The 11,322-nt window shown below is 60.2% G+C and carries 9 protein-coding genes and 1 other RNA gene; 9 read left to right on the top strand and 1 reads right to left on the bottom strand.

What is annotated here, in order from left to right:
- The first annotated feature begins 250 nt into the window (after positions 1–250).
- The 5 genes from zipA to KW839_RS12465 all read left to right on the top strand — a co-directional run bounded on the left by zipA (position 251) and on the right by KW839_RS12465 (position 5,770).
- Entirely contained in the window at positions 251–1,105 is an 855-nt protein-coding gene (zipA, locus tag KW839_RS12485; protein ID WP_218424513.1) for a cell division protein ZipA, read from the top strand.
- Between the two features lie 66 nt (positions 1,106–1,171).
- A complete protein-coding gene (ligA, locus tag KW839_RS12480) occupies positions 1,172–3,529 on the top strand; it encodes an NAD-dependent DNA ligase LigA (protein WP_218424512.1) in 2,358 nt (785 codons plus the stop codon).
- Between the two features lie 137 nt (positions 3,530–3,666).
- Complete coding sequence (locus KW839_RS12475; RefSeq protein ID WP_218424511.1) at positions 3,667–4,833, top strand: putative zinc-binding metallopeptidase; 1,167 nt, start codon at positions 3,667–3,669, stop codon at positions 4,831–4,833.
- Between the two features lie 159 nt (positions 4,834–4,992).
- Positions 4,993–5,089: signal recognition particle sRNA small type (ffs, locus tag KW839_RS12470), an RNA gene on the top strand.
- A gap of 381 nt (positions 5,090–5,470) precedes the next feature.
- Complete coding sequence (locus KW839_RS12465; RefSeq protein WP_256352634.1) at positions 5,471–5,770, top strand: hypothetical protein; 300 nt, start codon at positions 5,471–5,473, stop codon at positions 5,768–5,770.
- A gap of 101 nt (positions 5,771–5,871) precedes the next feature.
- On the opposite strand, the gene KW839_RS12460 is transcribed toward KW839_RS12465, so the two are convergent.
- On the bottom strand, positions 5,872–6,624 hold the full coding sequence (locus KW839_RS12460; protein ID WP_218424510.1) for an ABC transporter substrate-binding protein: 753 nt from the start codon (positions 6,622–6,624) through the stop codon (positions 5,872–5,874).
- A gap of 123 nt (positions 6,625–6,747) precedes the next feature.
- Here KW839_RS12460 and dnaX point away from each other — a divergent pair, with 123 nt between their 5' ends.
- The 4 genes from dnaX (at position 6,748) to recR (ending at position 11,180) form a co-directional block, all read left to right on the top strand.
- Positions 6,748–8,844 (top strand): DNA polymerase III subunit gamma/tau, encoded by a 2,097-nt coding sequence (dnaX, locus tag KW839_RS12455; RefSeq protein WP_218424509.1) that lies wholly within the window; start codon positions 6,748–6,750, stop codon positions 8,842–8,844.
- Between the two features lie 66 nt (positions 8,845–8,910).
- Complete coding sequence (locus KW839_RS12450; protein ID WP_060539784.1) at positions 8,911–9,249, top strand: YbaB/EbfC family nucleoid-associated protein; 339 nt, start codon at positions 8,911–8,913, stop codon at positions 9,247–9,249.
- Positions 9,250–9,464: 215 nt separating this feature from the next.
- Entirely contained in the window at positions 9,465–10,499 is a 1,035-nt protein-coding gene (locus tag KW839_RS12445; protein ID WP_218424508.1) for an NADP-dependent oxidoreductase, read from the top strand.
- Between the two features lie 78 nt (positions 10,500–10,577).
- Positions 10,578–11,180, top strand: a complete 603-nt coding sequence (gene recR, locus KW839_RS12440) for a recombination mediator RecR (protein WP_218424507.1) — start codon at positions 10,578–10,580, stop codon at positions 11,178–11,180.
- The last annotated feature ends 142 nt before the right edge of the window (positions 11,181–11,322 follow it).

The raw sequence follows: 11,322 nt of genomic DNA, 5'->3' as shown, positions 1-11,322 counted from the left end.
GTTGAAGGACGGGAATTGCGGTCTATCGGACTTTTTTACTGGTTTTGACTTGCTGGCAATTCGACATATTCGCGCAAGCCAAGGTGGTAGACGGTGTAAAGTTGCCTTTGGTCGTGCTAGTTTAATGTCAATTTTTCGTATACGTGGGCAAAACGCCTGTCAGAACATAGAGTTGGCGCCACGTTTTAAAGCGGTTTACAGGTTGTAAACCCCTTATTTTTCAGCATTTTTTATAGAGGCACGGGATTACATGGAAATCGGTCTGCGCGAGTGGCTGATCGTCATCGGCATCATTGTCATTGCCGGTATTCTTTTCGATGGCTGGCGCCGCATGCGCGGTGGCAAGGGAAAACTGAAATTCCGCCTGGATCGAAATCTGTCCAATCTGCCCGACGAGGACACCAGCGCCGAGCTGTTGGGCCCGCCGCGCGTGCTGGATACGCATAAAGAGCCGCAGTTCGACGAGCAGGATCTGCCGTCGGTGAGCATGCCGGCCCGTGAACCTCGCGAGTCGGGTTCCAAGCGTGGCAAGCGTGGGCACGGCGAGCCTTCCCAGGGCGACATGAACCTCAGCCTGGACCTGGACGGCGGCCCGAGCTTCAGCAGCCGTGACGACGATTTCCCGGATGACACCAAGGTGGGTGGTTCGGCCAGCGAAAAAGACCAGGCGCAAGCCGAAGAAGTGCTGGTGATCAGTGTGATCTGCCGTGACGCCGCCGGCTTCAAGGGCCCGGCATTGTTGCAGAACATTCTGGAAAGCGGTCTGCGCTTTGGCGAAATGGACATCTTCCATCGCCACGAAAGCATGGCAGGTAACGGCGAAGTGCTGTTCTCCATGGCCAACGCGGTCAAGCCTGGCGTATTCGATCTGGACGACATCGACCACTTCAGCACGCCGGCGGTGAGCTTCTTCCTCGGTCTGCCCGGCCCGCGTCATCCCAAGCAAGCCTTCGATGTGATGGTGGCAGCGGCGCGCAAACTGTCCCAGGAGCTGAACGGCGAACTGAAGGACGACCAGCGCAGCGTACTGACCGCCCAGACGATCGAGCATTACCGTCAGCGCATCGTCGAGTTCGAACGCCGCGCCTTGACCCAGAAACGATAAAGGCAAGAGATCGCAGATAAGATTAGAGCAGCCTCGGCTGCTCTTTTGCTTTAAGAGAGAACACCCATGACCGCCGCGAAAAACCGCATTCTAGAATTGCGAGCTGAGCTGAATCAGCACAACTATCGCTACCACGTCCTCGACGAACCGAGCATCCCGGACGCCGAGTACGATCGCTTGTTCCATGAGCTCAAAGCCCTTGAAGCGGCCAATCCGGAGCTGGTCACCAGCGATTCGCCGACCCAGCGAGTGGGCAGTGCGGCGTTGTCGGCGTTCACCCAGGTGCGTCACGAAGTACCGATGCTCAGCCTTGGCAACGCCTTCGAAGAAACCGACATGCGCGAGTTCGATCGCCGGGTGACCGAAGGTCTGGATCTGCCGGCCGGTGATCTGTTCGGTGGCGGCGCTGCGGTGGAGTACAGCTGCGAACCGAAGCTCGACGGCCTGGCGGTCAGCCTGTTGTATCAGGATGGCGTGCTGGTACGCGGCGCGACACGTGGCGACGGCACCACGGGTGAAGACATCAGCGTCAACGTGCGCACCGTACGCAATATCCCGCTCAAGCTGCAGGGCACCGGCTGGCCGGCGACCCTTGAAGTGCGCGGTGAAGTATTCATGTCCAAGTCTGGTTTCGAGCGGCTCAACGCCACGCAACTGGAAGTCGGCGGCAAGACTTTCGCCAACCCGCGCAACGCGGCGGCGGGGAGCTTGCGCCAGCTGGATTCGAAGATCACCGCCAACCGCCCGCTGGAATTCTGCTGCTACGGCATCGGCCAGGTATCCGCGGATATCGCCGATACGCACATCGGTAATCTGCAGCAGCTGAAAGACTGGGGCATGCCCATCAGCCATGAACTGAAGCTGGCGCACGGCATCGACGAGTGCCTGGACTACTACCGCGATATCGGCGAACGCCGCAATGCATTGCCCTATGAAATCGATGGCGTGGTGTTCAAGGTCAACAGCATTGCCTCGCAGCGTGAGTTGGGTTTTCGTGCCCGCGAACCGCGTTGGGCCATCGCGCATAAATTCCCGGCCATGGAAGAACTCACCGAGCTGCTCGATGTGGAATTCCAGGTCGGCCGCACCGGCGCTGTCACGCCAGTGGCGCGTCTGAAACCGGTCAAGGTCGCGGGCGTCACCGTGGCCAACGCCACGCTGCACAACATGGATGAAGTGGCGCGCCTGGGTCTGATGATCGGCGACACGGTGATCATCCGCCGCGCCGGCGACGTGATCCCGCAAGTGGTGCAAGTGGTCACCGAGCGCCGCCCGGAGAATGCGCGACCGGTGCAGATTCCCGAGCAGTGCCCGGTGTGCGGCTCCCATGTCGAACGCACGCAACTGGTCAAGCGCAGCAAAGGCCGCGAGACCGTCAGCGAAGGTGCGGTGTACCGCTGTGTCGGTCGGCTGGCCTGTGGTGCGCAACTCAAACAGGCAATCATTCACTTCGTGTCCCGCCGTGCCATGGACATCGAAGGCCTGGGCGACAAGAGCGTCGAGCAGCTCGTGGATGAAGGTCTGGTGAGTTCGCCCGCTGATCTGTATGCCCTGAAGTTCGACGACATTGTCGACCTGGAGGGTTTCGCCGAGGTATCGAGCAACAAGCTGCTGGGCGCCATTGAAGACAGCAAGAAGCCAGGTCTGGCTCGATTCATCTACGCCCTCGGGATTCCCGACGTCGGCGAAGAAACGGCCAAGGTCCTGGCGCGCTCGCTGGGCTCGCTGGAGCGAGTGCAGCAAGCCTTGCCTCAAGTGCTGACGTACTTGCCGGATGTCGGTCTGGAAGTTGCTCACGAGATCCACAGCTTCTTCGAGGATGCCCACAACCAGCAAGTGATCGCCGACCTGCTCAAACATGGTTTGCAGATTCAGGATCAGGGCGAGCTGGGCGCCGAGTTCGCCGCCAGCACCACCCTGGGTGGTTTTCTCGACAAGTTGCACATTCCCTCGGTAGGGCCGGGCGGGGCACAGAAACTGGCCGACAGGTTCGGCTCCCTGCAAGGGGTAATCGACGCGGACTGGCTGGACATGCGCCAGGCGCTGCCGGAGAAGCAGGCCAATTCGGTTCGAGAGTTCTTTGCAGTCGAAGAGAATCGCCGATTGGCGCAGGCCGCCGAGCAGCAGCTGGCCGCTTTCGGCATGCACTGGCAAAGCGAAAAGAAAGTCGTCGAAGGTTTACCGCTGGCCGGGCAGACCTGGGTCCTGACCGGCTCGCTGGAGTTGATGAGCCGCGATGTCGCCAAGGACAAACTCGAAAGCCTGGGAGCCAAGGTCGCAGGCTCGGTGTCGGCCAAGACTCACTGCGTGGTTGCCGGTCCCGGTGCCGGGTCGAAGCTGACCAAGGCCAATGAGCTGGGATTGAAAGTGCTGGACGAAGAAGCGTTTGTCGGTTTTCTGCAGACCCACGGCATTTCTGTGTAATTGATCGTTCCCACGCTCGCGTGGGAACGCGTCACAGCGGTCGCGGGGCGTCCGAGGCAGTATTCCCACAAAAAAGCGTGGGAACGATCCGCTCACCGCAATGATCTAGTCTTGGCAAGCCCCAGGGAGAGATCGCCATGCACCGTTTTTTCGAACAGCTGACTTCGCGAATCAGCGCCCCCTTCACGGCGCAAAATTCGCGCAACAGCAAGGTCTGGCCCTGTCGTTGCGGGCAGTCGCTGTTTTTCCGCAACAGTCAGTGCCTGGCCTGTTCGGCCGCCCTGGGCTATCAGCCACAGCTCGGCCGTCTATCCTCGCTGCAGCCCGGCGTTCAGCCGGACAACTGGTTACTTGATGCCGACCCCGAAGCGGGCTTGTTCCGCCGCTGTGCCAACCTCGATTCGCCCGCTGCGTGCAATTGGTTGCTCCCGGACACCGGTCGCGACCTGCTGTGCATCGCCTGCAGCCTGAACCGCACCATTCCCGACCTGACGATCGCGCAAAATCACGAACGCTGGTGCAAGGTCGAAACCGCGAAACGACGGCTGGTCGCGCAACTGATCAGCCTGGGCCTGCAGGTCATCCCGAAAACCGTGGACGAAACGGCCGGGCTGGCGTTCGATTTTATCGGCGTCGACCTCGACGGCAAACCGCCCACCACCGGGCATGCCAACGGCCTGATCACCCTTGATATCAACGAAGCCGACGACGTTCACCGCGAACAGGTGCGGGTGCAGATGCACGAGCCCTATCGCACGCTGCTCGGGCATTTTCGTCACGAGGTCGGGCATTACTACTGGGATCGGCTGATCGGAGGCAGCTATTGGCTGGAGGCGTTTCGCGGGCTGTTCGGCGACGAGCGTACGAGCTACACCGATGCGCTCGAGCGGCATTATCAGCAGGGCGCACCGCCGGACTGGCCACAGCATTACGTCAGCGCCTACGCCACCATGCACCCATGGGAAGACTGGGCGGAAACCTGGGCGCACTACCTGCACATGATGGACGCGGTGGACACGGCACTGGGATTCGGCATGAGTGCCAGGGAGCTGGATCTCGACTTCCAGCCGTTTGCGCCTGGCACCCTTTACGACCCGCAACACCCCGGGGGCGCGGCATTTCTGGCGTTCGTCAACGCATGGATCGAACTGGCCGGAATGCTCAACGAACTGTCCCGCAGCATGGGGCAGCCGGATTTCTATCCATTCGTGCTGCCGCCGGCGGTGATCGCCAAGCTGCACTTCATCCACCTGGTGATCCAGCAGGAGGGCGGCAGGGCGGACGAGGTGCTGCAGGATCTGTAGGCGCAGCCGTCGTGCGGGCCGCGTTCGGACGATCTTTCCACTTCTGCGCATGTCCTTGAAGCGCCTCATTTTTTTTAATCCGTCCGAACAGTTGTAACTTCGTCTCAGATAGGTACAATGGCGCGGCTCGCCGACAGGTGAGCGTCGTTATGGTGACCCCATCGGTCCCCCCGCAACGATTACCCGTGAACCTGGTCAGAGCCGGAAGGCAGCAGCCACAGCGGGAACATTGTGTGCCGGGGTGTGGCTGGTGGGGTTACCACCTATCTCCAGTCCTTGGTTCTACAAGGATTTCTCAGTAAAAAAATTCTTCGAAGTACGACAGCGTTCATGTACGCCTGAATGGTGCATTGTGCTGGCACTCAGTATTGTCCGCGCTCAAACCATGCTCGCACACTGATGACGACATATTGGTATGTCCGGGGGCATGGCATTCTACGAAACTGTAAGCAATGCACTGCAACTTTGTCCCGAGTCGAAAAGGCACTGTGACCAGTTGCGACGCTGGCAGTCTCCCTCTATAAATATCTCCTGCGATCTATGCGGCAAGCCCCCGGCTATTCGGCATCGAGCCATATCCAGCGGCTTTCGTGTTGAGGTGCTTTACTGGTTTTTACACTGCATTACGAGATTAACGATGAAGATATTTTATGCAGTTGCGTTGCTTGTATCGATGCAGGGTAGCTCAATTGCTTTCGCTGATAAGTTTGATACCTACAAATGTACAGATGACTGCTCAGGGCATCAGGAAGGGTATGACTGGGCCAAAGAAGAAGGGGTTGACGATGAGGAATCCTGCAGCGACGCCTCTCAATCCTTCAACGAAGGTTGTCGGTCGTTTGTCCATGGCGGCAGCGGAGTTATCACACCGGTAGATGAAGATGAAGATGAAGATGAAGATGGCGCTGACGCTGACGCTGACGATGGCGACGAATGAATAACCTGATGGCGGCTTGAGGGTTCAGATCGCAAGGCTTGGACAACGGCTCTTCGTGCCGCCGCCGTGACGCTCTGAAAATCGACGCTAGCTCACAAGGGTTACGGTGCGGTCTTTGGCTCGCCACCGATATAGAGCCGGACAATGTCGTCAATCTCTCCGGACTTCTTCATCCGCATCAGTGTGCCCAGAATGCGCTGCACGGGCAATTTTGGGTCGTTGCGCACATAACAGCCCAGTTTCAACTCCTGCAGTTCTGCCACGGCTTTTAACTGCTGTTGCGGCAACAGGCGCTGATTGAACCAGTCCAGGCTCCATTGATTGCTGACGGCATAGCGATTGCGTCCGGCCAAAAGCTTGTCCAGCACCAACTGCTGATTGCGCGCGTCGTCACGCTCCAGGCGCTTGGCGTCGAACAGTGGTTGCAGGGTCGGGTAGCTGTAACGTAGTACGGTGCCAATGGGTTGTGCCGACAAGTCCGCCGGGTTTATCGGGGCAGTCGAAGCTTGTCGGGAGACGAGCAGGTCGGGCTGAGTGAAGAGCGGGATGCTCCAGCTGTAATCGCCTGGCTGGTCGGTCAGCCATGTTTGCACAACGTAGCAGCGCACATCGACTTCGCCATGCTCCATGGCGGTTTGTATCCGGCCGCGAGGCAGTACGTGGAATTCGGCAGGCAAGCCGACCTGGGTCGCGAGGCTGAGCATCAGGTCATGCAGGATGCCCTGGGTCGGGCGATCTTGTTCAAACTGCATCATGGGCATGGCCCAGCTATCGGGCACCACGAAACGCAAGGGTGCGTCCGCGGCCATGCCGTCCAGGCTGATTAACAGCATTGCCCCCAGCACCAGCCGCATAAACACCCCGTTAAATGTCCGCAAAGTGAAGCTTAGCCAGAATTGAGGAGCGCACCGGATGCAATTTGTGCCTTGCTCCGCTAGCATTAGCCGCTTCTGCTTCTTTCGTTGCGACGGTTTTCGATGAGTTATCAGGTTCTTGCACGTAAATGGCGTCCGCGCTCGTTCCGCGAAATGGTCGGCCAGACCCATGTGCTCAAGGCTCTGATCAATGCCTTGGACAGCCAGCGACTGCACCACGCGTACCTGTTTACCGGGACCCGCGGGGTCGGCAAGACTACCATTGCGCGGATCATTGCCAAATGCCTGAACTGTGAGACAGGTATCACTTCCACGCCCTGCGGCGAGTGCTCGGTGTGCCGGGAGATCGATGAGGGGCGCTTTGTCGACCTGATCGAGATCGACGCCGCGAGCCGCACCAAGGTCGAAGACACCCGCGAGTTGCTCGATAACGTGCAATACGCCCCGAGCCGTGGTCGATTCAAGGTCTACCTGATCGACGAAGTGCACATGCTCTCCAGTCATTCGTTCAATGCACTGCTCAAAACGCTCGAAGAGCCGCCACCCTACGTCAAGTTCATTCTGGCCACTACAGATCCGCAGAAACTTCCTGCAACGATTCTCTCGCGGTGCCTGCAGTTCTCCTTGAAGAACATGACGCCGGAGCGTGTGGTCGAGCATCTGACCCACGTCCTCGGGGTCGAGAACGTGCCATTTGAAGACGACGCGCTGTGGCTGCTCGGCCGCGCTGCCGATGGTTCGATGCGCGATGCCATGAGTCTGACCGACCAGGCGATTGCCTTCGGGGAAGGCAAGGTCATGGCCACCGATGTGCGGGCGATGCTCGGGACTCTCGATCACGGTCAGGTCTATGACGTCCTGCATGCGCTGATCGAAGGTGATGCCAAGGCTTTGCTTGAAGCGGTGCGTCACCTGGCTGAACAAGGTCCGGACTGGAATGGCGTGCTGTCGGAAATTCTCAACGTATTGCATCGTGTCGCCATCGCCCAGGCCCTGCCCGAAGGCGTCGACAACGGTCACGGCGACCGCGACCGGGTGCTGGCCCTGGCCCAGGCTCTGCCGGCCGAAGACGTGCAGTTCTACTACCAGATGGGCCTGATCGGTCGTCGCGACCTGCCACTGGCACCGGATCCGCGAGGTGGCTTCGAAATGGTCCTGCTGCGGATGCTGGCCTTCCGCCCGGCAGACACCGCAGATGCCCCGAGACAGCCACTAAAGCCAGTGGGGATCAGCCAGGCCACAGTTGATTCCGCCAAATCCGTGGCTGCCGCGCAGGTGACTGCGCCGGTAGTCGCCGCGGCGGTCGAACCGGTGGCGGCTGCGCCCGTTGAACCAGTGGTGGCAACGGCTGCCGTGCCTGAACCTGCTGCACCTGCACCTGCACCTGCACCGGTCGTGGTGCCCGAGCCCGTGGTTGAAGCGGTCGTGGTCGAGGAAGTTATCGACCTGCCGTGGAACGACCCGGTCGAGCCTGCCCCCGTTCAGCAGCCAGCGGTCGAACCGGTTCTGGAAACCGCGAGCGAGCAGCCCGAGTTGCCGCCTATGCCGTTACCGACGCCGGACAGCGTGGTGCCGGATGCGCCGGAGTGGGCCGCCACGCCAATTCCTGAGCCAACGGTCGCCCAGGTCGACGCCGCCACGCCAGGCATGGATCTGGATGACGAGCCCCCGCTGGACGAAGACTACATCGAGCCGGACATGGATTCGGCCTACAGTTACCTTGACGAGTTGGCCAGCGAGCATGCCGCTGACCCTGCGCCGGAGCCCGAGCCTGAGCCCGCCGCGATGCCGGCCACCGGCCTGGCCCTGCAATGGCTGGAGCTGTTCCCGAAACTGCCGATTTCCGGCATGACCGGCAGCATTGCCGCCAACTGCACGCTGATCGCGGTGGATGGCGACAATTGGCTGATGCACCTGGACCCGGCCCACAGCGCCTTGTTCAACGCGACCCAGCAGCGCCGTCTTAACGAAGCATTGAACCAGTATCATCAACGCACGCTGACCCTGAGCATCGAGCTGATCAAGCCCGAGCAGGAAACCCCGGCACAGGCGGCTTCGCGCCGGCGCGCCGACCGTCAGCGCGAGGCGGAAGAATCGATCCACGGTGATCCGTTCATCCAGCAAATGATGCAGCAGTTCGGTGCGGTGATCCGTAACGATACTATTGAACCTGTCGACGCTCTGGTCACTCAGGGCTAATAACTGAAAGCGCTCGGCCGATCGGCCGGGCGCTGTTTTGATCCAAGTACTTTTGAGGTGATTCCCATGATGAAAGGTGGCATGGCCGGCCTGATGAAGCAGGCGCAGCAGATGCAGGAAAAAATGGCCAAGATGCAGGAAGAACTGGCCAACGCCGAAGTCACCGGTAAAGCCGGTGGCGATATGGTCACCGTGGTCATGACCGGTCGTCACGACGTCAAGAGCGTGAGCATCGACCCGAGCCTGGTCGAAGGCCTGAGCGAAGACGACAAGGAAATGCTCGAAGCAGTCGTAGCCGCCGCCGTCAACGACGCCGTGCGCAAGATCGAAGCCAACAGCCAGGAAAAAATGGGCAGCATGACCGCCGGCATGCAATTGCCACCGGGCATGAAACTGCCATTCTGATTCGCCTTCAGGCGACAGATGAGATACAAAAAATGCCAGGCATCGCGCCTGGCATTTTTGTTTCCGGCTGTTGGAGGGTTGCGGTGATCCCTGTGGGAGCGGGCTTGCTCGCGAAGAAGTCTCCCCGGTCTTACTCCAGAAACATCGAACGCGATACCCTTACAAAGGTCTGCTCCCTATATCACCGAATCCCATCGATCAAAGGAGACGCCACCATGTCCGACCCCATGACCCTCAATCAACGCATTGTCCTGGCCTCGCGCCCGACAGGTGCGCCGACGCCGGAGAACTTCCGTCTGGAGCGGGTGGCACTGCCGGACCTGACTGACGGTCAGGTGCTGCTCAAGACCGTCTACCTGTCTCTGGATCCCTACATGCGTGGTCGCATGAGTGACGCGCCGTCCTACGCAGCGCCAGTGGAAATCGGCGAAGTGATGACCGGTGGCGCCGTCAGCCGGGTCGAGCGCTCGCTCAATCCCAAGTTCCAGGAAGGTGATCTGGTGGTCGGTGCCACAGGCTGGCAAAGCCATAGCATCAGCGACGGGCGCAGCATCATCCCGGTGCCTTCGGGATTGCCCAGTCCATCGATGGCTTTGGGCGTGCTCGGCATGCCGGGCATGACTGCCTATATGGGCCTGATGGACATCGGTCAGCCCAAGTCCGGCGAGACCCTGGTCGTCGCGGCCGCATCCGGCGCCGTGGGCTCGGTGGTCGGCCAGGTGGCGAAGATCAAGGGCCTGCGCGTGGTTGGCGTCGCCGGTGGTGCGGACAAGTGCCGTTATGTCGTCGAAGAGCTGGGCTTTGATGCCTGTGTCGACCACAAGAGCCCGGACTTTGCCGATGAGCTGGCCAAGGCCTGCGGTAACGGAATCGACATCTACTATGAAAACGTTGGCGGCAAGGTCTTCGATGCGGTGGTGCCGCTGCTCAATGCCAAGGCGCGGATTCCGCTGTGCGGCCTGATTGCTTCCTACAATGCCCATGAAGCACCGAGCGGACCGGACCGTTTGCCCCTGTTGCAGCGCACGCTGCTGACCAAGCGCGTGCGTATCCAGGGTTTTATCGTGTTCGATGACTACGGCGATCGCCAGCCGGAATTCCTCAGCGCCATGGCATCGTGGGTGCGCGATGGCAAGGTGAAGTTCCGCGAGGACGTGGTCGATGGGCTGGAGCAGGCGCCCGAAGCGTTCATTGGCCTGCTGGAAGGGCGCAACTTCGGCAAGCTGGTGGTGCGAGTCTGCCGGGATTGATATTCAACGCAGTAATTTGACGCAAATCAGAGGCGCGGGTATAAACCGCGTCTCGTTGTTTTGTCGGACTTTTTCACCATGAGCTTCAGCCCTTTGATTCGCCAACTGATCGATGCCCTGCGAACGTTGCCGGGGGTGGGTCAGAAAACCGCCCAGCGCATGGCGTTGCAGTTGCTCGAACGTGATCGCAGCGGCGGCTCGCGGCTGGCGCTGGCCCTCAGCCAGGCCATGGAAGGGGTCGGGCACTGTCGCTTGTGCCGCACGCTGACCGAAGACGACCTGTGCCCGCAATGTGCCGACACCCGGCGTGACGACACTTTACTGTGTGTGGTGGAAGGGCCGATGGATGTATATGCGGTGGAGCAGACAGGTTTCCGTGGTCGTTACTTCGTGCTCAAGGGTCACTTGTCACCACTCGACGGGCTGGGGCCGGAGGCTATCGGAATCCCGCAGTTGATGGCGCGCATCGAAGAGGCTGGCACCTTTGCCGAAGTCATTCTCGCGACCAATCCGACGGTGGAAGGCGAGGCTACGGCGCACTACATTGCCCAACTGCTGAGCAGCAAAGGCCTGATCGCTTCGCGTATCGCCCATGGCGTGCCGCTGGGCGGTGAACTGGAGCTGGTGGATGGCGGGACGCTGGCGCATTCGTTTGCCGGGCGTAAGCCGATCACTCTGTAATTGGTGTTGGCCCGGCCGACGCGATCGCTGGCAGGCCAGCTCCCACAGGTTCTTTGGTGTTCGTACTAGCATGAACTGCCAGAGTTACTGTAGGGGCTGGCTTGCTAGCGATGCAGGCGACTCGGTTGCGCTGTTTCACACA

The organism is Pseudomonas sp. PDM31 (assembly GCF_019218965.1).
Lineage (GTDB): Bacteria > Pseudomonadota > Gammaproteobacteria > Pseudomonadales > Pseudomonadaceae > Aquipseudomonas.
The sequence above is the reverse complement of the archived record's forward strand: the minus strand, read 5'-3'. Positions and strand labels throughout refer to the sequence as shown.